25 protein-coding genes are annotated in these 24,800 nt (G+C 63.8%); 16 read left to right on the forward strand and 9 right to left on the reverse strand.

The annotated features are described in order from the left end of the window. Positions 1 to 124: 124 nt before the first annotated feature. The 8 genes from nuoG to nuoN are packed head-to-tail and all read left to right on the forward strand — an operon-like array spanning position 125 to position 10,135. On the forward strand, positions 125 to 2,839 hold the full coding sequence (nuoG, locus tag BUQ73_RS16835) for an NADH-quinone oxidoreductase subunit NuoG (protein ID WP_079228914.1): 2,715 nt from the start codon (positions 125 to 127) through the stop codon (positions 2,837 to 2,839). Continuing rightward, positions 2,836 to 3,843, forward strand: coding sequence for an NADH-quinone oxidoreductase subunit NuoH (gene nuoH, locus BUQ73_RS16840; RefSeq protein ID WP_027920602.1), 1,008 nt, complete (start codon positions 2,836 to 2,838; stop codon positions 3,841 to 3,843). Before nuoG ends, nuoH begins: the two co-directional genes overlap by 4 nt. A gap of 11 nt (positions 3,844 to 3,854) precedes the next feature. Continuing rightward, a complete protein-coding gene (gene nuoI / locus BUQ73_RS16845; RefSeq protein ID WP_003251442.1) occupies positions 3,855 to 4,403 on the forward strand; it encodes an NADH-quinone oxidoreductase subunit NuoI in 549 nt (182 codons plus the stop codon). 10 nt (positions 4,404 to 4,413) lie between these two features. Then, positions 4,414 to 4,914, forward strand: coding sequence for an NADH-quinone oxidoreductase subunit J (nuoJ, locus tag BUQ73_RS16850; RefSeq protein WP_027920603.1), 501 nt, complete (start codon positions 4,414 to 4,416; stop codon positions 4,912 to 4,914). Between the two features lie 3 nt (positions 4,915 to 4,917). Continuing rightward, positions 4,918 to 5,226: an NADH-quinone oxidoreductase subunit NuoK gene (nuoK, locus tag BUQ73_RS16855; RefSeq protein ID WP_008096201.1), complete on the forward strand. Its 309-nt coding sequence runs from the start codon at positions 4,918 to 4,920 to the stop codon at positions 5,224 to 5,226. Further along, on the forward strand, positions 5,223 to 7,076 hold the full coding sequence (gene nuoL, locus BUQ73_RS16860; RefSeq protein WP_027920604.1) for an NADH-quinone oxidoreductase subunit L: 1,854 nt from the start codon (positions 5,223 to 5,225) through the stop codon (positions 7,074 to 7,076). The genes nuoK and nuoL overlap by 4 nt, the downstream gene beginning before the upstream one ends. 49 nt (positions 7,077 to 7,125) lie before the next feature. Next, positions 7,126 to 8,658: an NADH-quinone oxidoreductase subunit M gene (gene nuoM, locus BUQ73_RS16865; RefSeq protein ID WP_027920605.1), complete on the forward strand. Its 1,533-nt coding sequence runs from the start codon at positions 7,126 to 7,128 to the stop codon at positions 8,656 to 8,658. A 7-nt stretch (positions 8,659 to 8,665) separates the two neighbouring features. Beyond that, positions 8,666 to 10,135, forward strand: coding sequence for an NADH-quinone oxidoreductase subunit NuoN (gene nuoN, locus BUQ73_RS16870; RefSeq protein WP_079228915.1), 1,470 nt, complete (start codon positions 8,666 to 8,668; stop codon positions 10,133 to 10,135). 43 nt (positions 10,136 to 10,178) lie between these two features. On the opposite strand, the gene BUQ73_RS16875 is transcribed toward nuoN, so the two are convergent. Further along, entirely contained in the window at positions 10,179 to 10,481 is a 303-nt protein-coding gene (locus BUQ73_RS16875; RefSeq protein ID WP_079228916.1) for an ogr/Delta-like zinc finger family protein, read from the reverse strand. A 201-nt stretch (positions 10,482 to 10,682) separates the two neighbouring features. Here BUQ73_RS16875 and BUQ73_RS16880 point away from each other — a divergent pair, with 201 nt between their 5' ends. Next, positions 10,683 to 11,069, forward strand: coding sequence for a helix-turn-helix domain-containing protein (locus BUQ73_RS16880; RefSeq protein WP_079228917.1), 387 nt, complete (start codon positions 10,683 to 10,685; stop codon positions 11,067 to 11,069). Positions 11,070 to 11,071: 2 nt separating this feature from the next. On the opposite strand, the gene BUQ73_RS16885 is transcribed toward BUQ73_RS16880, so the two are convergent. From BUQ73_RS16885 to BUQ73_RS16895, 3 genes are read right to left on the reverse strand one after another with little or no spacing between them, the layout of a single operon-like run. Beyond that, on the reverse strand, positions 11,072 to 11,434 hold the full coding sequence (locus tag BUQ73_RS16885) for a hypothetical protein (protein ID WP_079228918.1): 363 nt from the start codon (positions 11,432 to 11,434) through the stop codon (positions 11,072 to 11,074). Further along, entirely contained in the window at positions 11,427 to 11,798 is a 372-nt protein-coding gene (locus BUQ73_RS16890) for a head completion/stabilization protein (protein WP_079228919.1), read from the reverse strand. Before BUQ73_RS16890 ends, BUQ73_RS16885 begins: the two co-directional genes overlap by 8 nt. Before the next feature lie 8 nt (positions 11,799 to 11,806). Next, positions 11,807 to 12,055, reverse strand: coding sequence for a response regulator transcription factor (locus tag BUQ73_RS16895; RefSeq protein WP_079228920.1), 249 nt, complete (start codon positions 12,053 to 12,055; stop codon positions 11,807 to 11,809). A gap of 231 nt (positions 12,056 to 12,286) precedes the next feature. Here BUQ73_RS16895 and BUQ73_RS16900 point away from each other — a divergent pair, with 231 nt between their 5' ends. Then, a complete protein-coding gene (locus BUQ73_RS16900) occupies positions 12,287 to 14,350 on the forward strand; it encodes a TonB-dependent receptor family protein (RefSeq protein ID WP_079228921.1) in 2,064 nt (687 codons plus the stop codon). Positions 14,351 to 14,359: 9 nt separating this feature from the next. Here the strand turns inward: BUQ73_RS16900 and BUQ73_RS16905 are convergent, their stop codons facing one another. Beyond that, positions 14,360 to 15,424: an AI-2E family transporter gene (locus BUQ73_RS16905; protein ID WP_079228922.1), complete on the reverse strand. Its 1,065-nt coding sequence runs from the start codon at positions 15,422 to 15,424 to the stop codon at positions 14,360 to 14,362. Between the two features lie 129 nt (positions 15,425 to 15,553). Here BUQ73_RS16905 and yegQ point away from each other — a divergent pair, with 129 nt between their 5' ends. The 6 genes from yegQ to BUQ73_RS16935 all read left to right on the forward strand — a co-directional run bounded on the left by yegQ (position 15,554) and on the right by BUQ73_RS16935 (position 21,485). Continuing rightward, the gene (gene yegQ / locus BUQ73_RS16910) at positions 15,554 to 16,918 is read left to right on the forward strand and encodes a tRNA 5-hydroxyuridine modification protein YegQ (RefSeq protein WP_079228923.1); all 1,365 of its coding nucleotides are present in this window, start codon (positions 15,554 to 15,556) and stop codon (positions 16,916 to 16,918) included. 50 nt (positions 16,919 to 16,968) lie between these two features. Next, positions 16,969 to 18,657, forward strand: coding sequence for a copper resistance system multicopper oxidase (locus tag BUQ73_RS16915; protein WP_416171830.1), 1,689 nt, complete (start codon positions 16,969 to 16,971; stop codon positions 18,655 to 18,657). After that, a complete protein-coding gene (locus tag BUQ73_RS16920; protein WP_079228925.1) occupies positions 18,650 to 19,531 on the forward strand; it encodes a copper resistance protein B in 882 nt (293 codons plus the stop codon). The genes BUQ73_RS16915 and BUQ73_RS16920 overlap by 8 nt, the downstream gene beginning before the upstream one ends. A gap of 14 nt (positions 19,532 to 19,545) precedes the next feature. Beyond that, positions 19,546 to 19,974 carry a DUF411 domain-containing protein gene (locus BUQ73_RS16925; RefSeq protein ID WP_079228926.1) on the forward strand — a complete coding sequence of 143 codons (429 nt, stop codon included), beginning with the start codon at positions 19,546 to 19,548 and terminating at the stop codon, positions 19,972 to 19,974. Then, positions 19,974 to 20,411, forward strand: coding sequence for a YqaA family protein (locus BUQ73_RS16930; RefSeq protein WP_079228927.1), 438 nt, complete (start codon positions 19,974 to 19,976; stop codon positions 20,409 to 20,411). Before BUQ73_RS16925 ends, BUQ73_RS16930 begins: the two co-directional genes overlap by 1 nt. A gap of 75 nt (positions 20,412 to 20,486) precedes the next feature. After that, positions 20,487 to 21,485 carry an alpha/beta fold hydrolase gene (locus BUQ73_RS16935; RefSeq protein WP_079228928.1) on the forward strand — a complete coding sequence of 333 codons (999 nt, stop codon included), beginning with the start codon at positions 20,487 to 20,489 and terminating at the stop codon, positions 21,483 to 21,485. 28 nt (positions 21,486 to 21,513) lie between these two features. Here the strand turns inward: BUQ73_RS16935 and BUQ73_RS16940 are convergent, their stop codons facing one another. From BUQ73_RS16940 to BUQ73_RS16955, 4 genes are all read right to left on the reverse strand, one after another. After that, complete coding sequence (locus BUQ73_RS16940; RefSeq protein WP_079228929.1) at positions 21,514 to 22,095, reverse strand: DinB family protein; 582 nt, start codon at positions 22,093 to 22,095, stop codon at positions 21,514 to 21,516. 12 nt (positions 22,096 to 22,107) lie between these two features. Beyond that, on the reverse strand, positions 22,108 to 23,217 hold the full coding sequence (zapE, locus tag BUQ73_RS16945) for a cell division protein ZapE (RefSeq protein ID WP_079230577.1): 1,110 nt from the start codon (positions 23,215 to 23,217) through the stop codon (positions 22,108 to 22,110). 87 nt (positions 23,218 to 23,304) lie between these two features. After that, positions 23,305 to 24,453 (reverse strand): PQQ-dependent sugar dehydrogenase, encoded by a 1,149-nt coding sequence (locus BUQ73_RS16950; RefSeq protein ID WP_079228930.1) that lies wholly within the window; start codon positions 24,451 to 24,453, stop codon positions 23,305 to 23,307. Between the two features lie 27 nt (positions 24,454 to 24,480). Further along, positions 24,481 to 24,798, reverse strand: coding sequence for a hypothetical protein (locus tag BUQ73_RS16955; protein ID WP_079228931.1), 318 nt, complete (start codon positions 24,796 to 24,798; stop codon positions 24,481 to 24,483). Positions 24,799 to 24,800 lie beyond the last annotated feature (2 nt).

A 24,800-nucleotide genomic window follows, 5' to 3' on the forward strand; every position in this document is an offset into this window, starting at 1 on the left:
AACGCGGGTGGTCCGTGCCACCCGCCAACCTGCAGGCCGGCCCGAACGATTCGAGGCGGGCCGCAGGTATACAGATTTCCATTAGCCACGCCCGCTCACGCGGGCCAACGAAGAACTTTGAACAATGGCCACTATCCACGTAGACGGCAAAGCGCTCGAAGTCAACGGTGCAGACAACCTGTTACAGGCGTGTCTGTCGCTCGGCCTCGACATCCCTTATTTCTGCTGGCACCCGGCGCTCGGTAGCGTCGGCGCCTGCCGGCAGTGTGCGGTCAAGCAGTACACCGACGAGAACGACACCCGTGGTCGTATCGTCATGTCCTGCATGACCCCTGCCTCCGACGGCACCTGGATCTCCATCGACGATGACGAGTCCAAGGCGTTCCGCGCCAGCGTCGTCGAATGGCTGATGACCAACCACCCGCACGACTGCCCGGTGTGCGAGGAAGGCGGTCACTGCCACCTGCAGGACATGACGGTAATGACCGGCCACAACGAGCGCCGCTACCGTTTCACCAAGCGTACCCACCAGAACCAGGACCTCGGCCCGTTCATCGCCCATGAGATGAACCGCTGCATCGCCTGCTACCGCTGCGTGCGTTACTACAAGGACTATGCCGGTGGTACCGACCTGGGCGTGTACGGCGCCCACGACAACGTGTACTTCGGCCGCGTCGAAGACGGCGTGCTGGAAAGCGAATTCTCCGGCAACCTGACCGAGGTCTGCCCAACCGGCGTATTCACCGACAAGACCCACTCCGAGCGCTACAACCGCAAGTGGGACATGCAGTTCGCCCCGAGCATCTGCCACGGCTGCTCCAGCGGCTGCAACATCAGCCCGGGTGAGCGCTACGGCGAACTGCGCCGGGTCGAAAACCGCTTCAACGGTTCGGTCAACCAGTACTTCCTGTGCGACCGCGGCCGCTTCGGCTACGGCTACGTCAACCGCAAGGACCGCCCGCGCCAGCCACACCTGGCCGACGGCACCAAGCTGGGCCTGGACGCTGCCCTGGACAAGGCCGCCGACCTGCTGCGCGGCCGTACCATCGTTGGCATCGGCTCGCCACGCGCCAGCCTCGAAAGCAACTACGGCCTGCGTGAACTGGTCGGCGCCGACTACTTCTACTCCGGTATGGAAGAAGGCGAACTGGCCCGCGTGCGCCTGGCCCTGAACGTGCTGAACAACAGCCCGCTGCCGGTGCCGACCCTGCGCGACATCGAAGACCACGACGCCGTGTTCGTGCTTGGTGAAGACCTGACCCAGACCGCTGCCCGTGTGGCGCTGTCCGTGCGCCAGGCCACCAAAGGCAAGGCCGAGGCCATGGCCGAAGCGATGAAAGTGCAGCCTTGGCTGGACGCCGCCGTGAAGAACATCGGCCAGCACGCGCTGTACCCGCTGTTCATCGCCTCGCTGGCTGAAACCAAGCTGGACGACGTCGCCGAAGAATGCGTGCACGCCGCCCCGGCCGACCTGGCCCGCATCGGTTTCGCCGTGGCCCACGCCATCGACCCGAGCGCACCGGCTGTTGCCGGTCTGGACGACGAAGCCAAGGCCCTCGCCCAGCGCATCGCCGACGCCCTGGTCGCGGCCAAGCGCCCGCTGGTGATCGCCGGTACTTCGCTGGCCGACCCGGCGCTGATCGAAGCCGCCGCCAACATCGCCAAGGCCCTGAAGCTGCGCGAGAAGAACGGTTCGCTGAGCCTGGTGGTGCCTGAGGCCAACAGCCTGGGCATGGCCATGCTGGGTGGCGAGTCGGTCGATGCTGCGCTGGACGCCGTCATCAGCGGCAAGGCCGACGCCATCGTCGTGCTGGAAAACGACCTGTACGCCCGCGTACCGGGCGCCAAGGTCGACGCAGCCCTGGCCGCGGCCAAGGTGGTGATCGTCGCCGACCACTCCAAGACCGCCACTGTCGATCGCGCCCACCTGGTACTCCCGGCGGCCTCTTTCGCCGAAGGCGACGGTACCCTGGTCAGCCAGGAAGGTCGCGCCCAGCGCTTCTTCCAGGTGTTCGACCCGCAATACCTGGACAGCAGCATCCTGGTTCACGAAGGCTGGCGCTGGATGCACGCCCTGCGTGCCACCCTGCTGAACAAGCCGGTCGACTGGACCCAGCTGGACCACGTCACCAGCGCCTGCGCCGAAGCCGCGCCGCAACTGGCCGGTATCATCAACGCTGCCCCAAGCGCCGCGTTCCGCATCAAGGGCATGAAGCTGGCCCGCGAACCGCTGCGCTACTCGGGCCGTACCGCCATGCGCGCCAACATCAGCGTGCACGAGCCGCGTACCCCGCAGGACAAGGACACCGCGTTCGCCTTCTCCATGGAAGGCTACTCGGGTTCGGCCGAGCCGCGCCAGCAGGTGCCGTTCGCCTGGTCGCCGGGCTGGAACTCGCCGCAAGCCTGGAACAAGTTCCAGGACGAGGTCGGTGGCCACCTGCGTGCCGGTGACCCGGGCGTTCGCCTGATCGAATCGCAAGGTGATCGCCTGAACTGGTTCAACGCCATCCCGGGCGCGTTCAACCCGGCCCGTGGCACCTGGACTGCGGTACCGTTCTTCCACCTGTTCGGCAGCGAAGAAAGCTCCTCGCGCGCCGCCCCGGTGCAGGAGCGCATCCCGGCCGCCTACGTCGGCCTGGCCAAGTCCGAAGCCGACCGCCTGGGTGTCAACGACGGCGCCCTGCTGAGCCTGAACGTGGCCGGTGTGGCCCTGCGCCTGCCGCTGCGCATCAATGAAGAACTGGGCGCTGGCCTGGTTGCGTTGCCCAAAGGCCTGGCCGGCATTCCGCCTGCCATCTTCGGTGCATCCGTCGAAGGTCTGCAGGAGGCAGCACAATGAGCTGGTTCACCCCCGAAGTGATCGATGTGATCCTCACCGTGGTCCGGGCCGTTGTGGTCCTGCTTGCGGTGGTGGTCTGCGGCGCGCTGCTCAGCTTCGTCGAGCGGCGCCTGCTGGGCTGGTGGCAGGACCGTTACGGTCCGAACCGCGTCGGCCCGTTCGGCATGTTCCAGATCGCTGCCGACATGCTGAAGATGTTCTTCAAGGAAGACTGGAACCCGCCCTTCGTCGATCGCATGATCTTCACCCTGGCGCCGGTCGTGGCCATGAGTGCCCTGCTGATCGCCTTCTGCGTGATCCCGATCACCCCGCTGTGGGGCGTCGCCGACCTGAACATCGGCCTGCTGTTCTTCTTCGCCATGGCCGGCCTGTCGGTCTACGCGGTGCTGTTCGCCGGCTGGTCGTCGAACAACAAGTACGCCCTGCTGGGCAGCTTGCGTGCCTCGGCACAGACCGTGTCGTACGAAGTGTTCCTGGGCCTGGCGCTGATGGGCGTGGTGGTGCAGGTGGGTTCGTTCAACATGCGCGACATCGTTGAGTACCAGGCACAGAACCTGTGGTTCATCATTCCGCAGTTCTTCGGCTTCTGCACCTTCTTCATCGCTGGCGTCGCCGTGACTCACCGTCACCCGTTCGACCAGCCAGAAGCGGAGCAGGAACTGGCCGACGGCTACCACATCGAGTATGCCGGCATGAAATGGGGCATGTTCTTCGTCGGTGAGTACATCGGCATCATCCTCATCTCGGCGCTGCTGGTGACCCTGTTCTTCGGCGGCTGGCACGGCCCGTTCGGCATCCTGCCGCAACTGTCGTTCCTGTGGTTCGCCCTGAAGACCGCGTTCTTCATCATGCTGTTCATCCTGCTGCGCGCGTCGATCCCGCGCCCACGCTATGACCAGGTGATGGACTTCAGCTGGAAGTTCTGCCTGCCGCTGACCCTGATCAATTTGCTGGTGACCGCTGCGATCGTGCTTTACAACACGCCAGCCGTCGCGGCCCAGTGAGGATTTGACCCATGTTCAAGTATATCGGCGACATCGTTAAGGGCACCGGCACCCAGCTGCGCAGCCTGGCAATGGTGTTCTCCCACGGGTTCCGCAAGCGCGACACCCTGCAGTACCCCGAAGAACCCGTGTACCTGCCGCCGCGCTACCGCGGCCGCATCGTCCTCACCCGCGACCCCGATGGCGAGGAGCGCTGCGTAGCGTGCAACCTCTGCGCGGTGGCCTGCCCGGTCGGCTGCATCTCGCTGCAGAAGGCCGAGACCGAGGACGGCCGCTGGTACCCGGAATTCTTCCGCATCAACTTCTCGCGCTGCATCTTCTGTGGCCTGTGTGAAGAGGCGTGCCCGACCACCGCGATCCAGCTGACTCCGGATTTCGAAATGGCCGAGTTCAAGCGTCAGGACCTGGTGTACGAGAAAGAAGATCTGCTGATCTCCGGCCCCGGCAAGAACCCTGACTACAACTTCTACCGTGTTGCGGGTATGGCGATCGCTGGCAAGCCGAAGGGCTCTGCACAGAACGAAGCCGAGCCGATCAACGTGAAGAGCTTGCTCCCATAAGGACAGAAAGATGGAATTCGCTTTCTACTTCGCATCCGGGATCGCCGTGGTCTCCACCCTTCGGGTGGTGACTGGCACCAACCCCGTGCACGCCTTGCTTTACCTGATCATCTCGCTGATTTCCGTAGCGATGATCTTCTTCGCCCTGGGTGCGCCGTTCGCCGGCGCCCTGGAAGTGATCGCCTACGCCGGCGCCATCATGGTGCTGTTCGTGTTCGTGGTGATGATGCTCAACCTCGGGCCGGCTTCGGTCGCCCAGGAGAGGGGCTGGCTCAAGCCCGGCATCTGGGCCGGGCCGGTAATCCTTGCCGCCCTGCTGCTGCTGGAGCTGCTGTACGTGCTGTTCGTCTCCCCTAGCGGCGCGGCCATCAGCGGTACCACCGTCAGCCCGAAAGAAGTGGGTATCAGCCTGTTCGGCCCGTACCTGCTGGTGGTCGAACTGGCATCGATGCTGCTGCTGGCTGCAGCCGTCACCGCCTTCCACCTGGGTCGCAACGAGGCGAAGGAGTAAATCATGGGTGCTATCCCTCTCGAGCATGGTCTGGCAGTCGCCGGCATCCTGTTCTGCTTAGGTCTGGTTGGCCTGATGGTCCGCCGCAACATCCTCTTCGTGCTCATGAGCCTGGAAGTCATGATGAACGCCTCTGCCCTGGCGTTCATCGTCGCCGGTGCCCGTTGGGTCCAGCCCGACGGCCAGGTGATGTTCATTCTGGTGATCAGCCTGGCAGCCGCCGAGGCCAGCATTGGCCTGGCGATCCTGCTGCAGCTGTATCGCCGCTTCCACACTCTCGACATCGATGCTGCCAGTGAGATGCGCGGATGAACCTTCTCTTCCTGACTTTCGTCTTCCCCCTCGTCGGCTTCCTGCTGCTGTCGTTCTCGCGCGGGCGGTTCTCGGAGAACCTGTCCGCCCTGATCGGCGTCGGCTCGGTGGGCCTCTCGGCCGCCACCGCTGCCTACGTCATCTGGCAATTCAACGTCGCCCCGCCTGAGGGCGGCGCGTACAGCCAGCTGCTGTGGCAGTGGATGTCGGTGGACGGCTTCGCGCCGAACTTCACCCTTTACCTGGACGGCCTGTCGGTGACCATGCTTGGCGTGGTGACCGGTGTCGGCTTCCTGATTCACCTGTTCGCGTCCTGGTACATGCGCGGCGAAGCCGGTTACTCGCGCTTCTTCTCGTACACCAACCTGTTCATCGCCAGCATGCTGTTCCTGATCCTCGGCGATAACCTGCTGTTCATCTACTTCGGCTGGGAAGGCGTGGGCCTGTGCTCGTACCTGTTGATCGGTTTCTACTACAGCAACCGCAACAACGGTAACGCAGCACTCAAGGCGTTCATCGTCACCCGTATCGGCGACGTGTTCATGGCCATCGGCCTGTTCATCCTGTTCGCCCAGCTGGGTACCCTGAACGTGCAGGAACTGCTGGTGCTGGCACCGCAGAAGTTCCAGGCTGGCGACACCTGGATGGTGCTGGCAACCCTGATGCTGCTGGGTGGTGCGGTCGGTAAATCGGCCCAGCTGCCACTGCAGACCTGGCTGGCCGACGCGATGGCGGGCCCGACGCCAGTTTCGGCACTGATCCACGCGGCAACCATGGTGACGGCGGGCGTATACCTGATCGCCCGTACCAACGGCCTGTTCCTGCTGGCGCCGGACATCCTGCACCTGGTGGGCGTCGTCGGTGGCGTGACCCTGGTACTGGCCGGCTTCGCCGCGCTGGTGCAGACCGACATCAAGCGTATCCTCGCCTACTCGACCATGAGCCAGATCGGCTACATGTTCCTGGCCCTGGGCGTGGGTGCCTGGGACGCGGCGATCTTCCACCTGATGACCCACGCCTTCTTCAAGGCCCTGCTGTTCCTTGCCTCCGGTGCGGTGATCGTTGCCTGCCACCACGAGCAGAACATCTTCAAGATGGGCGGCCTGTGGAAGAAACTGCCGCTGGCCTACGCCAGCTTCGTGGTTGGTGGCGCTGCCCTGGCGGCACTGCCGATCGTGACCGTGGGCTTCTACTCCAAGGACGAAATTCTCTGGGAAGCCTTCGCCAGCGGTAACACCGGCCTGCTGTACGCCGGCCTGGTCGGCGCGTTCATGACTTCGCTGTACACCTTCCGCCTGATCTTCATCGCCTTCCACGGCGAAGCCAAGACCGAAGCCCACGCTGGCCACGGCATCAGCCACTGGCTGCCGCTGGGTGTGCTGATCGTGCTGTCGACCTTCGTCGGCGCCTGGATCACCCCACCGCTGGCAGGCGTACTGCCAGAGAGCGCCGGCCATGCCGGTGGCGAAGCCAAGCACGCGCTGGAAATCACCTCGGGTGCCATCGCCATCGCCGGTATCCTGCTGTCGGCCATGCTGTTCCTCGGCAAGCGCCGCCTGGTCAGCGCGATCGCCAACAGTGGCATCGGTCGCGTCCTGTCGGCCTGGTGGTTCGCCGCCTGGGGCTTCGACTGGATCTACGACAAGCTGTTCGTCAAGCCTTACCTGCTGATCAGCCACATCCTGCGCAAGGATCCGGTTGACCGCAGCATCGGCCTCATCCCTCGCATGGCTCGCGGCGGCCACGTCGCCATGAGCAAGACCGAGACCGGTCAGCTGCGCTGGTACACCGCTTCTATCGCCGTTGGCGCAGTGCTGGTACTCGGCGCTGTGGTAGTGGCGGCGGTATGACCATGAACTTTGCGAACCTTGCGACTCTGCGAAAGGAAACGAACCCGTCATGATTTTGCCTTGGCTGATCCTGATCCCCTTCATCGGCGGCTTCCTGTGCTGGCTGGGTGAGCGCTTCGGCGCCACCCTGCCGCGCTGGATTGCACTGCTGACCATGTCCCTGCTGCTCGGCATCGGCCTGTGGCTGTGGGCTCACGGCGACTACACCCTCGCCCCTGCTCCGGGCGCCGAGCCAGCCTGGGCCCTGGAATACAAAGTCCAGTGGATCCAGCGCTTCGGCATCAGCATCCACCTGGCCCTCGATGGCCTGTCGCTGCTGATGATCCTGCTCACCGGCCTGCTCGGTGTGCTGTCGGTACTGTGCTCCTGGAAAGAAATCCAGCGCCACGTCGGCTTCTTCCACCTCAACCTGATGTGGATCCTCGGCGGCGTGGTCGGTGTGTTCCTGGCCCTGGACCTGTTCCTGTTCTTCTTCTTCTGGGAAATGATGCTGGTGCCGATGTACTTCCTCATCGCGCTCTGGGGTCACAGCTCGGCAGACGGCAAGAAGACCCGGATCTACGCGGCGACCAAGTTCTTCATCTTCACCCAGGCCAGCGGCCTGATCATGCTGGTGGCGATCCTGGGCCTGGTGCTGGTCAACTACACCAACACCGGCGTGATCACCTTCAACTACAGCGACCTGCTCAAGGCCGACCTGCCGGCCGGTACCGAGTACCTGCTGATGCTGGGCTTCTTCATCGCCTTCGCGGTGAAGCTGCCGGTGGTACCGTTCCACTCCTGGCTGCCTGACGCTCACGCCCAGGCACCTACCGCAGGTTCCGTGGACCTGGCCGGTATCTTGCTGAAGACCGCGGCCTACGGCCTGCTGCGTTTCGCCCTGCCGCTGTTCCCGAACGCCTCGGCCGAGTTCGCGCCGATCGCCATGACCCTGGGCCTGATCGGTATCTTCTACGGTGCATTCCTGGCCTTCGCGCAAACCGACATCAAGCGCCTGATCGCCTTCTCCAGCGTCTCGCACATGGGCTTCGTGCTGATCGGTATCTACTCCGGCAGCCAGCAGGCCCTGCAAGGCGCGGTGATCCAGATGCTGGCCCACGGCCTGTCGGCTGCCGCGCTGTTCATCCTGTCCGGCCAGCTGTACGAGCGTCTGCACACCCGTGACATGCGTCAGATGGGTGGCCTGTGGCACCGCATCGCCTACCTGCCGGCCATCAGCCTGTTCTTCGCGGCGGCATCGCTGGGCCTGCCAGGCACCGGCAACTTCGTCGGCGAGTTCCTGATCCTGATCGGCAGCTTCGTGCATGTACCGTGGATCACCGTGATCGCCACCACCGGTCTGGTGTTCGGTTCGGTTTACTCGCTGATCATGATCCACCGCGCCTACTTCGGCCCGGCCAAGTCCGACACCGTGCTGGCCGGCATGGACGGTCGCGAGCTGATCATGGTCCTCGGCCTTGCCGGGCTGCTGATCCTGCTGGGCGTGTATCCACAGCCGTTCCTCGACACCTCTGCCGCCACCATGAGTGGTGTGCAGCAGTGGCTCGGTTCCGCTTTCACTCAACTCGCTTCGGCCCGGTAAGAGCGCTATGGAATTCACCACTCAACACTTCATCGCATTGGCGCCGATGCTGATCACCACCATCACCACGGTGGTGGTGATGCTGGCGATCGCCTGGAAGCGCAACCACTCGCAGACCTTCCTGCTGTCCACCGTGGGCCTGAACCTGGCCCTGCTGTCGATCCTGCCGGCGCTGAAAGTCGCGCCACTGGCGGTCACCTCGCTGGTTACCATCGACAAGTTCGCCTGCCTGTACATGGCGATCATCCTGGTTGCCACGCTGGCCTGCGTCACCCTCGCCCACGCCTACCTCGGTGAAGGGTCCAAGGGTTTCCCGGGCAACCGTGAAGAGCTGTACCTGCTGCTGCTGATGTCTGCCCTCGGTGGCCTGGTGCTGGTCAGCGCCAACCACCTGGCTGGCCTGTTCATCGGCCTGGAGCTGCTGTCGGTACCGGTCTACGGCCTGGTGGCGTATGCCTTCTTCAACAAGCGCTCGCTGGAAGCCGGCATCAAGTACATGGTGCTGTCGGCCGCAGGCTCCGCCTTCCTGCTGTTCGGCATGGCCCTGCTGTACGCCGACGCTGGCAGCCTGACCTTCGACCAGCTGGGCAAGGCCCTGGCCACTACCAGCATGCCAAGCCTGCTGGCCCAGCTGGGCCTGGGCATGATGCTGGTCGGCCTGGCCTTCAAGCTGTCGCTGGTACCGTTCCATCTGTGGACCCCGGACGTGTACGAAGGCGCCCCGGCGCCGGTTGCCGCGTTCCTGGCCACCGCCAGCAAGGTTGCCGTGTTCGCCGTGGTCGTGCGCCTGTTCATGCTCTCCCCTGCTGCCAGCAGCGGCGTGCTGAGCACCGTGCTGGCCGTGATTGCAGTCGCCTCGATCCTGATCGGTAACCTGCTGGCGCTGACCCAGAGCAACCTCAAGCGCCTGCTCGGTTACTCGTCCATCGCCCACTTCGGCTACCTGGTCATCGCCCTGGTTGCCAGCAAGGGCCTGGCCATGGAAGCCATGGGCGTGTACCTGGTCACCTACGTGATCACCAGCCTCGGCGCCTTCGGTGTCATCACCCTGATGTCCTCGCCTTACGGCGGCCGTGACGCCGATGCACTGTACGAGTACCGCGGTCTGTTCTGGCGCCGTCCGTACCTGACTGCGGTACTGACCGTGATGATGCTGTCGCTGGCAGGCATTCCGCTGACCGCTGGCTTCATCGGCAAGTTCTACATCATCGCCACCGGCGTCGAGTCGCAGCTGTGGTGGCTGGTCGGTGCGCTGGTGATCGGTAGCGCCATCGGCGTGTACTACTACCTGCGCGTCATGGTCACCCTGTACCTGGTCGAGCCGAACCTACGTCGCCACGACGCCCCACTGAAGTGGGAACAGCGCACCGGCGGCGTGATGCTGCTGGCCATCGCCATTCTCGCCTTCGTCCTGGGTGTGTACCCGCAACCGCTGCTGGACCTGGTTCAGCACGCTGGCCTGCAACTGCTCGGCTGATCGCAGCTGAAGTAAAAACACCCCGCACATGCGGGGTGTTTTTTTATCTGTGCCTGGTGGCCGCCTGCGAAGGCTTTCCCAAACGCGGGCTACTCGGTGCCCCCTCATCACGTGCCAAAGCAGACTTGCGCAATTCCTTGCCGGCAGATGGCAGCTGTACTTCCGGGTTGGGCATACCACTGGGTGAAAGTTCGTGGGTCATTTCAAACTCCGCCCTCACCGACCAGCCGCAAGCCTCATTGATACATTGCAAGTAGGCAACGCGCAAAAAGATATGCCGACCTTCACTGGTACGAATTCGCATACGGCTGTTGCAGTGCGGGCAGACCAGCTTGTAAGTACTCACGCAACATACCTGCCAGCGTTGCTTGAAAAAACTAGCTGTAAGAAAAGACCGCCAGCGTCCTGCGTATCAGCTACGGTCATAGAAAGGTTTTTCATCAAATTACTTCTCATGCCAAGATATCTCCTCAAATCGAATGGCCAATATTCATAACGAGTATTTTAAGCCCAGGGAATGTCGTTAAACCAGTCATGGATATTTGTTATGAATAGCCAATTGCTTACACCGGTGCTGGCGCGCCTGAAGCTTCTTACCGGCTCCGACACCGACGTTCAGTTGGCAAGAGCCATGAAAGTCAGCCCACAGACGCTGAGCAGCTGGAAAGTTCGCGACAGCATTCCATATTCACTTTGCGTAGACCTGGCCAGTCAGCACGGCTGCTCGCTGGATTGGCTCCTTCTCGGTAAACACGATGACAGCCTTGCTGTGCAAGGCCAGGACGACTGGGAGAGCGACATGCTCGACCGCCTGCGCGAGCTTTCCCACACAGACCGCCAGTCGGTACAGCTACATATCGAGGACAAGCAACGTATCCGTCAGCTCGAGCGACAACTGCAAGACCTGGCCAAGCGCTGCGCTGCGGCACAATAACGTCAGCCTCGGCGGCGCCAGCGCTGGATGAGCTCGCGCAGGTCCACCGAGTCCAGCCAGACCAGTACCTTCAAGGTAATCGGTATAACCACAACCGCAGCGGCAAACGCGGCCATGCCACGCGACAACATCGGCGCCAGCGCATGCAGCAGTGGCTCGAACAGGTAGCCGACCCCCAGGGTCAAGAACACCAGCAACACCTGCTTGCGAGCCGACAGGCGCCTGCGAGAAACGATGATGAGTCGATCCCGGGCGGCGCTCACCAACAATGCCCCCAATAGTGCACCGAACAGGGCCCTGCCCTCGGTGTCCAGCAATTCGTAGAATGCAGCGATGGCGGCCTCCACCAGATAGGGCTCATCCATGCTCAGTCCCTCCGCCAGCGGCTGGCCCGGCTTTAAGGTTGAGCCTCACCGCAGCCGCAATGAAATACCGATAGCAGACCGACAGAGCCCTTCCGCTGGCATGCCCAGCGACATCTTCAAGGCGCCGGTAACCACGGCTACGCAGTGCAATGCGCCAGCTCGCGAACTCCCTGGCGGCATCTATCGCGGCGCAGCGTACAGCCAATGCAAGGCGAGCCTCACTGACATCTTCGTCAAGTCGCAGGCGTTCGCGTAACACACTCAGTTCGATGCGTGGCCAAAATGGATCGTGACAATCGGGAAACCGTGCAGCCTTGGAAAAAGGCTCGATCCGTGATTGCGGGGTCAGTTGATCGTCATGCATATCGCCCCTCACTGCTCGGCCAGCATGCCGTAGCGAATGGCTTTGATGACGGCCGCGACACGTGTGGGAACATCGAACTTGCGCAGCAAGTTGGCCACATGGAAGTTCACTGTCGACTCCTTGCACTGCAGAATCTGGCCGATTTCCCATGAGGTCTTGCCATAGGCGCACCACAACAGCACTTGCTGTTCTCGCGGTGTCAGGTAAATCGGCGCTTCGGTATGGCTTTCAGGTGTCCGTCGCGTATTGGTTTCCATCACTGAGTTCCCCAAGTAGTCGCCAGATGTGGCAGCGCAGAGTGCTGCCGCTATGTAGGCCCACCTTACGGACGCCAGCCTTGCCAGCTCCAGCGATGCAACTTGTAAAGAACCGTCCTACACATCCGTTCAACTCGACGTACGCAGGAAAATCTCAATTATTCGTGCTCTGGCAGGCTCTTCGCTCGTCACAACGCGGTTGCCTGTCTGCCTATCGCCTGGAGTTGTACGATGCGTCCCGTTTTACCCTTCTCGTCTTACCTCGGCCTGCTGGCCATTTTCAGCGTCAGCCAGCAAGCTGCGGCAGCGCCTGCCGTTGAATTGGGCCAGGTGCTGATCAACGATGAAGAGCAAAGCGAACTGAACGACGCCCGTGAACGCCTGCGTGCGGTGCCAGGCGCCACCAACCTGGTGGACATGCAACGCGTCGGGCAAGGCCGGGTCGCCAGCAATCAGGACGTGTTGGCCTATCAGCCAGGCGTGTTCGCCCAGTCGGCGGGCAACGACGGCATCAAGCTGTCGATCCGAGGCTCGGGCATCAACCGTGCCCCTGGCGCCCATGGTTCCGGGGTATACACGATGTTCGACGGCCTGCCGCTGACCGGCCCGGGCGGTACACCTTACGAATTATTCGAACCGCTATGGTTGAACCGCGCCGAAGTGTTGCGCGGGGCCAACGGCTTCGATCAAGGCTCGCTGGCCCTGGGCGGCGCCATCAATTATGTGACCCACACCGGCTACGACGCCGCACCGCTGCAGGTGCGCTATGAGGTCGGCAGCCGCGGTTACCAGCACCGCCATATCAGCTCGGGGCAAGTGCTGGGTAACCTTGACTACTACGTGGCCCTCACCGACTCGGAGTACGACGGCTACCAGGCACACAGCAGCGGCAGCGCGAAAGGCATCGCCGCCAACGTCGGCTACCGCTTCAACCCGAACCTGGAGACGCGCTTCTACCTGCGTTACCGGGAAACTGAAAACGACCTGGCCGGGCGCTTGACCAAGGATCAGATCAAGCACGACCCTCGCGCTGCCAACCCGGGCTACCTGTCGCGCAACGACAGCCGCCCGCAACCGGGTAGCACCTGGGTGGGCAACAAGACCACGTTCTACCTCGACGACGATTCGCGCCTGGAGGCCGGGCTGGTCTATCACGACTACCCGATGGACCTGCGCGAGGGCGCCATGCGCCTGAAGGTGGCCTACGCCGATGTCAGCGGCACACTGAACTACTTCCGCCGCGACACCTTGTTCGGCCACGAGAGCAAGACCACCATCGGCTGGCGCACCACCAAGCACCTGCCCAACAGTGGCGCCTCGCAGTTCTCGCGGGTCAACGATGTAGTCGGCGCACGCACGCGTGACTTCACCTATCAGGGCTCGGACACCGTGCTGCATGTGGGCAACGACCTCGAGCTGATCCCTGACCTGTGGCTGACCACCGGGCTGGCGATGATCTACACCCGTCGTGAAAGCGATGTCACGTACCCCGTCGATGGCGGCAAGGTCAGCCAGCATGACTGGGACTATGCACCACGCGTTGGCCTGCGCTACGACATTCGCCCGGACCTGCAGGTCTATGGCAACCTCAACCGTTCGGTGGAGCCACCGCATCCGTGGTCCCTGGTCTGGAGTGCGCCGGTCACCAACCAGCCCATGAAGATGCAGAACCAGACCGCCACCACCCTGGAACTGGGCGCCCGCGGCGATTCGGCGCTGGGGCGTTGGGACCTGGCCTGGTACTACTCGCAAGTGCGTCATGAACTGCTGAACGTCGAAGTCGTGCAAGGCTTGCCGTTCAAGGAGTTCAACGCCAGCCCCACCGTGCACCAGGGCGTCGAAGCCGGCCTGGAAAGCAACCTCTGGGAGCAACCCGGCACGGGCAAGCTGAGCCTGCGCCAGGCTTACACCTTCAGCGACTTCCATTACCGCGACGACGACACGTTCGGCGACAACCGCCTGCCCGGCATCCCCATGCACTATTACCAGGCCGAACTGCGCTACGACTGGCCGAGCGGTTTCTACGCCGGGGTCAACACGCAGATGGCGTCGAAAGTGCAGGTCGACTACGCCAACAGTTACCACGCCGATGCCTATGCCCTGCTCGGTGCGCGCCTGGGCTGGAACTCGCCGAAACAGGACTGGCAAACCTGGCTGGACCTGCGCAACCTGACCGACAAGCGCTATGCCGCTACGGTGACCCCTGGGTACAACGATGCCGGGCAGGATGTTGCCCGCTCGACACCGGGTGAAGGCTTCGGCGTTTACGCCGGGGTTTCGTACAGCTTCCGTTGACGGAGCGCCTCAGGACGGCAACTGCACCTGGGGTTTGGTCGCGGCGAAAATCGCCCAGCTGGAGACGAACAGCGCCGCGATCAATGGCCCTATCACGAAGCCATTGAGCCCGAATACCGCCAGCCCGCCCAAGGTCGACACCAGAATCAGGTAATCGGGCATGCGCGTGTCCTTGCCCACCAGGATCGGCCGCAACAGGTTGTCCACCAGGCCGATCACCAGTACCCCGAACGCCGTCAGGATCACCCCTGGCAAAATCGCCCCGGTGAGCAGGAAGTACGCCGCCACCGGCGCCCAGACGATCCCCGCCCCCACCGCCGGCAACAGCGACAGGAACGCCATCAGCACGCCCCACACCAGCGCACTGGGGATATCCAGCACCCAAAAGATCAAACCACCCAGCGCACCCTGGGTAATGGCCATCAGTACATTGCCCTTGACCGTGGCCCGCACCACCCGGCTGAACTTCAGTTGCAAGCGGCGCTTCTGGTGCTCCGGCAGCGGTACCGCAAGGCGTACCCGGCGGGCCACGTCGGCACCTTCGCGAAGGAAAAAGAACAGCAGGTACGTCATGATGCCGAAGCTCACCAGGAACTCGAAGGTGCCCTGCCCAAAGTTGAACACCTGGCCGGCCAGCACCTGGCTGCCCTGGGTGGCCCATTTGGTGATCTTGTCGCGCAGCCCGTCCAGGTTGCCCATGCCCATGGTGTCCAGCCCATGCTGGGCAAAGCCCGGGAGCATGTCCTTGCCACGTGCGACATAGCCGGCGATGTCCAGCTGCCCGCTCTCGATACGCTGGTACAAGGTGGCGCCTTCCTGCACCAGCAAGGCGCTGGTGATGATCACCGGCAGCACTGCCACCAGCAGGCACACCAGCAAGGTGGTGAACGCTGCCAGGTTGCGGCGCCGGCCGAAGCGGATCAGCAAGTGGCGCTGCAACGGCGCGAACAGGATGCCGAGAATCACCGCCCAGAAGATGGCACCGTAGTAGGGAAGCAGGATCCACACGAAGGCGATGGTCACCAGTGTCAGGAGTACTGCCAGGGCTTTGTTCTGCAGGGCATCTTGGTTCATGGCGGCTCCTCAGGTGTCATGGGTATTAGTGCACGCCACCTGCGCAAAAGTGCCACGCCGACCTTGATTCAAATCAATACCACACCCCCGATCAGCCGTTAGCATCCGCGCCTTTGCCCCGGTGCGCCCATGAATCGACCCGCCAAGCCCGAACTGCTCGCCCCTGCTGGCAGCCTCAAGACCCTGCGCTATGCCTTCGCCTACGGTGCCGACGCGGTCTACGCCGGCCAGCCGCGCTACAGCCTGCGGGTGCGCAACAACGAGTTCGACCACGCCAACCTGGCGCTGGGCATCAGCGAGGCGCATGCCCTGGGCAAACGCTTCTACGTGGTGGTCAACATCGCCCCGCACAACGCCAAGCTGAAGACCTTCCTCAAGGACCTGGCGCCAGTGGTAGAGATGGCGCCCGATGCGCTGATCATGTCCGACCCCGGCCTGATCATGCTGGTGCGCCAGCATTTTCCGCAGATGCCGGTGCACCTGTCGGTGCAGGCCAACACGGTGAACTGGGCCAGCGTGCAGTTCTGGCAACAACTGGGCCTGAGCCGGGTGATCCTGTCGCGCGAGCTGTCGCTGGAAGAAATCGAAGAGATTCGCCAGCAAGTACCGGGCATGGAGCTGGAAGTGTTCGTCCACGGCGCCCTGTGCATGGCCTACTCCGGCCGTTGCCTGCTGTCCGGCTACCTGAACAAGCGCGACGCCAACCAAGGCACCTGCACCAACGCCTGCCGCTGGAAGTACGAGGCCACGCCAGCCACCGAAAATACCGCCGGCGACATCGTCCGCGAGGTCGAGCCGACCCTGGGTATTGGCGCGCCCACCGAACAGGTGTTCCTGTTGCAGGAGAGCAATCGCCCGGGCAGCGAGATGCCGGCCTTCGAGGACGAGCATGGCACCTATATCATGAACGCCAAGGACCTGCGCGCCATCCAGCACGTCGAGCGCCTGGCGGCCATGGGCGTGCACTCGCTGAAGATCGAGGGCCGCACCAAGAGCCACTTCTACTGCGCGCGGGCAGTGCAGTCCTACCGCAAGGCTATCGACGATGCCGCAGCCGGGAGGCCGTTCGACATGGCGCTGATGGACAACCTCGAATCGCTGGCCCGGCGCGGCTACACTGAAGGCTTCCTGCGCCGCCATGTGCACGATGAATACCAGAACTACTTGCGCGGCAACTCGCTGTCCGAGCGCCAGCAGTTCGTCGGTGAACTGACAGGGGTGCGCGTCGACGGCCTGGCCGAGGTGAAGGTGAAGAACCGCTTCGCCCTGGGTGACCACCTGGAATTGATGACCCCGCGCGGCAACTACCACTTCGACCTGCACCGCCTGCTCGACCGCCAGCAGCACGCCATCGAGGTCGCACCCGGTGACGGCCATGTGGTGTACCTGCCGATCCCCGAGCAGGTTGCCCTGGAGTATGGCCTGCTGATGCGCGACCTGGGCAACGATGACCAAGCGCCTGACAAGGCTGTAATCTGCGCCTCAGCCAGCTGACAGGCGCAACCGGCGAGGATCGTGGCTCTCCCGCATGAGGCCACGCCATGTTGCGCAACCCAACCCGCCGCACCTTCGTCAAAGGCCTGGGCGCCGCCACCACACTGGCCGGCCTGGGCTTGTGGCGCCCGCTGGCACAGGCCAGCGCTGGCCGTGAGCTGGCCGGCCAGCACTTCGAGCTGTTCATCGGCCAGACCCCGGTCAACATCACCGGCCGACCACGTACCGCGCTGACCATCAATGACAGCCTGCCCGGCCCGCTGCTGCGCTGGCGTGAAGGCGACACGGTGAACCTGCGCGTGCGCAACCATCTGGACCAGAGCACCTCGATCCACTGGCACGGCATCCTCCTGCCGGCCAACATGGACGGTGTACCAGGCCTGAGCTTCGCCGGCATCGCGCCGGGTGGCGACTACCTGTACCGGTTTACCCTGCGCCAGAGCGGCACCTACTGGTACCACAGCCATTCTGGCTTGCAGGAGCAGGCCGGGGTCTATGGCGCGATCGTCATCGAGCCGCGCGAGCCCGAGCCACACGCCTACCAGCGCGACCATGTGCTGCTGTTCAGCGACTGGTCCGACGAGGCGCCCGAAGCGTTGCTGGCGACCCTGAAAAAGCAGTCCGACGCCTTCAACTACCACAAGCGCACACTTGGCGATTTCATCGACAACGTCGCGCAACAGGGCTGGGGCAACACCGTTGACGAACGCCTGAGCTGGGCGCGCATGCGCATGAGCCCCACCGACCTCGCCGACATCAGCGCTGCCACCTACACCTACCTGCTCAACGGCCAGCCACCGGACGGTAACTTCACCTGCCTGTTCCAGCCCGGCGATACCGTACGCCTGCGGCTGATCAACGCCTCGGCCATGACCTATTTCGATTTCCGCATCCCCGGCCTGCAGCTCACGGTAATCGCCGCCGACGGCCTGCCGGTGACGCCCGTGACCGTGGACGAACTGCGCATCGCCGTGGCCGAAACCTATGACGTGCTGGTGACCGTGGGCGACCTGCCCGCCTACACCCTGTACGCCCAGAGCATGGACCGCGGCGGCTATGCCCGCGGAACCCTGGCCCGTGCCAGCGGCTTGCAGGCGCCGGTGCCGCAACCTGACCCACGGCCGGTGCTTGGCATGGCCGACATGGGCCACGGCGGCATGGCGAGCATGGACCATAGCAACATGGCCGGCATGGATCACTCAGCGATGATGGCCATGCAGCAGCACCCGGCCAGCGAAACCGGCAACCCGCTGGTCGACATGCAGACCATGGCCCCCCGGCCCAACCTGGCCGACCCCGGCATCGGCCTGCGTGACAATGGTCGCCGGGTGCTGACCTACGCCGACCTGCGCAGCCCCTACCCCGACCCGGACGGTCGCGAACCCTCACGGGAAATCGAGCTGCACCTGACCGGGCACATGGAGCGCTTCGCCTGGTCGTTCGACGGGGTCAAGTTCAGCGATGCCGCACCACTGCGCCTGACTTACGGCGAGCGCGTACGCATCACCCTGGTCAACGACACCATGATGACCCACCCCATCCACTTGCATGGCATGTGGAGCGACCTGGAGGACGAACACGGGCGCTTCCTGGTGCGCAAGCACACGCTCGACATCCCGCCCGGCAGCCGCCGCAGTTACCGGGTCACCGCAGATGCCCTGGGCCGCTGGGCCTACCACTGCCACCTGCTCTACCACATGGAGACCGGCATGTTCCGCGAGGTACGGGTCGATGAATGAGCTCAACAACCGGCGCCTGGTCACCGGCGTCGCCCTGGCCGCGCTGCTGGCCAGCGAACGGGCCATGGCCGCCGGCATGGCGCACATGACCCATGACGCCATGCCAACGGAACACAGTCAGACAAGCCATGGCCAGATGAACCACGCCAGTGCGCCGAGCCAACCCCGTACGCCGCTCCCGGTACTGAACGACGCCGACCGCCAGGCCGCCTTCCCGCCCCTGCCCGGCCACCAGGTGCACGACCGCACAATCAACTGGGCGGTGATCGTCGATCAGCTGGAATACCAGCATGTCGAAAGCAGCAGCGCCCTCAAATGGAACGCCACGGCCTGGGTCGGCGGCGACATAGATCGCCTGTGGCTTCGCACCGAGGGCGAACGGCAACAAGGCAAGACCCACAAGGCCGAGTTGCAGGCGCTGTGGGGCCACGCGATCAACCCGTGGTGGGAGCTGGTCGGCGGCCTGCGCCAGGACTTCAAGCCGGCCAGCGGGCAGGCCTGGGCCGCCTTCGGCATCCAGGGCACCCCGCTGTATGGCCTGGAGCTGGAAGCCACAGCCTATGCCGGCGAGCGACAACAGAGCGCGCTGCGCCTGGAGGCCGCTTACGCTATCCTGCTGAGCAACCGCTGGATCCTCGAGCCGAACCTGGAAGCCAACTTCTTTGGCCGCAACGATGCCGGCCGCGAACAAGGCGCCGGTTTGGCCGACAGCGAAGTCGGCCTGCGCCTGCGCTACGAAATCAGCCGAGGCTTCGCGCCCTATGTCGGGGTAAGCTTCGAGCGCCTGCACGGCAACCGCGCCAGCCAGGCCCGCGAGGACGGTGAAGACCTCGGCCAGACCCGCCTGGTGGCGGGCATACGCCTGCGTTTCTAAGGAGTTGTTTGACCATGCTGCGTAAACACCTGATCACCTTCGGCCTGCTGGCCATCACCGGCCTGGCCCAGGCTGCCGAAACCATCGATGTCTATCGCGATCCCAATTGTGGCTGCTGCAAGGCCTGGATCAGCCACCTGCGCGACAACGGTTTCACCGTCAATGACCATGTCGAGCCGAACATGAGCGCCGTGAAACAGCGCCTGGGGGTGGCACCGCGCTTGGCGTCATGCCACACCGGGGTGATCGACGGCAAGTTCGTCGAAGGCCATGTGCCCGCCGAGCAGGTACGCCTGCTGGCCAAGCGCAGCGACCTCAAGGGGCTGGCCGTGCCGGGCATGCCCATGGGTTCGCCCGGCATGGAAATGGGTGACCACAAGGATGCCTACCAGGTCATCGGCGTGACCCAGGATGGCCAGGACACCGTGGTCGCCAGCTACTGATGCTGAGCCTCTGGGCGCTGTTTCTCAGCGCCTTCGGTGCCGCCACGCTGCTGCCGCTGCAATCGGAGGCTGTGCTGGTCGGCCTGCTGCTGCGCCAGCCCGAAGCCTGGTTGACGCTGCTGCTGGTCGCCACCCTGGGCAATGTGCTCGGCTCGGTGGTCAACTGGCTGCTCGGCCGGGCCATCGAGCACCTGCGTGACAAGCGCTGGTTCCCCTTCAGCGCCAGCCAGCTGGAACGGGCGCAGCAACGTTACCAGCGCTGGGGGCAATGGTCGCTGCTGCTGAGCTGGATGCCGGTGATCGGCGACCCGCTGACCTTGATCGCCGGCATCATGCGCGAGCCGTTCTGGCGCTTTCTGCTGCTGGTGACCCTGGCCAAGGGTGGGCGCTATATCGTCGTGGCGATGATTACCCTGGGCTGGTTTCATGCCTGGTAACACCTTTAACGTTTAAGGTGGTCCACTGACTGCTACAGTCGCCAATTCCTACATGGTCCTACACGGAGTGCCCCCATGCTGCGCGCAACCGCCCTGGCCCTGGCCTGCCTCGTCGGCGCCCCGGCCATCGCCGCCGAATCGCCCACCTACGGCAAACAGCTCGAAGGCTTCAGCTACCCTCACCCACTCAAGCATTTCGATTTCCAGTCCCAGGGCCAGCACCTGCAGATGGGCTACATGGACGTGCCGGCCCAAGGCCAGGCCAATGGCCGCAACGTGGTACTGATGCACGGCAAGAACTTCTGTGCCGCCACCTGGGAGACCACCATCGACGCCTTGAGCCAGGCGGGCTATCGGGTGATTGCCCCCGACCAGGTCGGCTTCTGCACCTCGAGCAAGCCGGCCCAGTACCAGTACAGCTTCCAGCAACTGGCGGTGAACACCCACGCCCTGCTCGAGCAGTTGGGCATCAAGCAGGCAATCGTGCTCGGCCACTCCACCGGGGGCATGCTCGCTACCCGCTATGCACTGATGTACCCGCAGCAGGTCGAGCGCCTGGCAATGGTCAACCCGATCGGCCTGGAGGACTGGAAAGCACTGGGCGTGCCGTATCGCACGGTGGACCAGTGGTATGCGCGCGAGCTCAAGCTCGATGCCGAAGGCGTGCGTGAGTATGAGCGCAAGACCTACTACGCGGGGCGTTGGAAGCCTGAGTACGAGCGCTGGGTGCAGATGCTGGTGGGGCTGAACAAGGGGCCGGGGCATGAAGCGGTGGCGTGGAACTCGGCGCTGATCTACGACATGATCTTCACCCAGCCGGTGTATCACGAGTTCAAGGACCTGAAGATGCCCACGCTGCTGCTGATCGGCGACCAGGACACCACAGCAATCGGCAGCGACATCGCCCCACCGGAGGTGAAGGCGAAGTTGGGCAAGTACCAGGAGCTGGGGCCGCAGGTAGCCAAGCTGATTCCACAGGGTGAGCTGGTGACCTTCGAGGGCATGGGGCATGCGCCGCAGATCGAGGAGCCACGGCGCTTCAACCGGACATTGGTGGAGTGGCTCGGCCGCTAACCCGATGAATGGGGGCGCGTTGCGCCCCCTACAGTCGCCAGACTTGCGCCTCGGTCCAGCCGAGTTCGGCAAAATCCAGCGCCCGCAGGTCGGCTTCCTCTTCGCAGAAAAACTCATCCAGCTGTGGTGGCCGCACCGCCGTGTCGCTGAGCATCGCATGCACCTGCCCACGGTGATGGATCTGGTGCTCGAACAGGTGTGCCAGCAGGCGTAGCCGCTGTTCGCGCTGAATCCGTTGCGGCCGCACGATGCTCACGTAACGCTCCAGTTGGGCGTCCTGCAGCAGGCTGCAATAGGCGATCAGCCGGTGATCGGCCTGGGCCTGCTCGGCATGCAGGTCGGTACAGGTGGCGAACGGTTGCTCCGGTTCGAAGAAGCGCTCGCCATCCGGGTGCGGCGCCTCACCACGCTGTTCGCACTCGAGCATGTCGAGGTAGAACCAGTCCACTGTCAGCAGGTGGTTGAGGGTGGCCTTGATCGACGGGAAGAAGCTGCAACGGGGGGCGACGAACTCGTCGTGGGTCAGTTGCAGGCAGGCCTTGTACAGGCGGTGGTTGGCCCAGCCATTGTTGTAGGCCTGGGTCAGCAGATGATGCGACAGCGGCTCCATGGTTCGGCTCCTTCAGGCGAAGCGTTGCAGTTGCATCTCCCGTAGCCGGCTCAGGGTCCTTTGGTACGGGAACGCCAGATACCCTTGAGTGTAGAGGGCATCGAGGGGAACCTGTGCTTCCAGGTACAGCGCCACCCGGCGGTCGTAGCATTCGTCGACCAGGGCGATGAAACGACGCACGGCGTCATCCTTGGCTGACAGCATCGGCAACTCGCGGTCACCCGCCGCGACACGCGCCGCACCATCCTCGGTACCGCGGGCGATACGCCCGGCCCGCTGTTCACCACCCAGGGCCGGCACACCCTCGACCAGAATCGCCGGGAAGCGATCGCACAAGGCCATGAACTCCATGGCGGCCAAGGGCCGTTCGCAAAGCTCGGTAAAGCGGCACCAGACGGCCTGGCTGCTGCTCCGGATCACTTCGATCTGCCGCGAGCCGATCTGCAGTGGCGCGCTGCTGCCGGGGTCATCCGGGCTGAGCTGCTGGAAAACCGCGGCCAGCGCACCGCCTTCGCTCCCCGCTTCGGCCACCCAGTAACGCTGGCACTGTGCACCCGGGTGCAGGCGATGGTCCTGCTCGCCGGCCACCGAAAGCACCTGCATGTGCCGCTCGATGGCGCTGATGGCTGGCAGAAAGCGCTCGCGATTGAAACCATCGCGGTACAGCTGCTGCGGTGGCTGGTTAGAGGTGGCGACCACCACCACACCGTGATCGAACAGCACCTGGAACATGCGGCCGAGAATGATTGCATCACCGATGTCGCTGACGAACAGTTCGTCGAAGCACAACACACGGATCTGCCCGGCCAGTTCCCGGGCCAGTGCCTGCAAGGGGTCGGCAGTGCCGTTGAGCTGGAACAGGCGCTGGTGAACCCAGGCCATGAAGTGGTGGAAGTGCTGGCGCCGGGACGGGACGTTCAGGCAACGATGGAACAGGTCCATGAGCCAGGTCTTGCCACGACCGACCGGCCCCCAAAGGTACAGGCCCTGAGTGGTATGGCCATTCTGCAAGGCTTCGAAACAGGTTTGCAGGGCCATGACAGCCTGGGCCTGAGCCGGGTCATGGGCGAAGCCTTGCTCAGTTAATGCCTGCTGATAGAGGGATTGCGGATCGAGGGGCATGGTCGCTGGCTTGGCCTGTTGGAGCTCCATTGTCTGCACTGGCCCTTTCGCGGGCAAGCCCGCTCCCACAGGTATTCCACAACGCTCTCAACCCTCGCCCAGCCCCACTTTCAGCAGTGCCCCATCCTTGGCATCGGTCAGCACATACAGGTAGCCATCAGGACCCACCCGCACATCACGGATGCGTGCATTCAACTCACCCAGCAAGCGCTCTTCATGGACGATCTTGTCGCCATCGAGCTGCAAACGGATCAGCTCCTGCGTAGCCAGTGCACCAATGAACAGGTTGTGGTCCCAGGCCTTGAAGGTCGGGCTGTCATAGAAGGCCATGCCGCTGATACCGGGCGACTTCTCCCAGACATGGTGCGGGTCGACCATGCCGTCGACATGCTTGCCCTTGGCCTCGGGGATTGGCAGCAGCGAGTAGTTGATACCCTGTGTTGCGATTGGCCAGCCATAATTCTTGCCCGGCGCCGGGATGTTGATCTCGTCGCCCCCGCGTGGGCCGTGCTCGTGGGTCCAGAGTTTGCCCGTCCAGGGATTCATTGCCGCGCCCTGCTGGTTGCGGTGGCCGAACGACCAGATTTCCGGACGCACACCCTGCTTGCCGACGAAAGGGTTGTCCTTCGGTACTTCACCGTCGGGCAGGATCCGCACGATCTTGCCCTGTAGCTTGTCCAGGTCCTGGGCGGTCGAGCGCTGGTTGTTCTCGCCCAGGGCGATGAACAGGAAACCGTCGCGGTCGAACACCAGCCGCGAGCCGAAATGGTTGCCTACCGAAAGCTTGGGCTGCTGGCGGAAGATCACATTGAAGTTCTCCAGCCGCGCGCGGTCCTCGGATAGCTGGCCGCGGCCCACCGCCGTGCCGGCCTTGCCATCACTGCCCTCTTCGGCATACGACAGGTACACCGTACGGTCCTTGGCGAACTCAGGCGACAGCACCACGTCGAGCAAACCACCCTGCCCTTCGGCCCAGACCTTGGGCACACCGCTGATGGGGGGGCCGACCTTGCCCTCGGCATTGATCACCCGCAGGTTGCCGGGGCGCTCGGTGACCAGCATGTCCTTGCCGCCCGGCAGGAAAGCCAACGCCCAGGGGTTGCGCAGGCCGTCGGTCAAGGTGCTGACAGTAAGCTGCCCTTCCTCGCTGGGAAACTGCTGCTCGGGGGCGGCATGGGCCATCAAAGGCAACAGTACGGCAGCGGTCAGGGTCGTCAGCCAGGTAGCTCGGATCATGCAGAATTCCTTTCTCGCGAGTGGGGCTCAAGGTGCGCGCTGGGTGTCACGCGGCGGCCGGGTGGGTTCCAGGTTCGGCGCCTGCTGCTGGCGGCGCAGGTTGTCACCATTGCCGATGCCGCGATTGTCCAGGCTTGGCGTGCGGTACACAGGCTGGGTGGACGGGCCACGCACGGGTGGCGTGGCCGGCATGCTGCCCTGGCGGCTGTTGGGGTTGGCGCGCTGAATCGGGCTGTTGTACGGGTTGTTGTTGCTGGCGGCGAGCTGCAGTGGCTGCACGGGCGCGGCCTGCACCGGCAGGTACAGCAGCAGGCCGATGGCCAGGGTCGGCAATGTAAGATTCATGC

The organism is Pseudomonas putida (assembly GCF_002025705.1).
Taxonomy (GTDB): domain Bacteria; phylum Pseudomonadota; class Gammaproteobacteria; order Pseudomonadales; family Pseudomonadaceae; genus Aquipseudomonas; species Aquipseudomonas putida_J.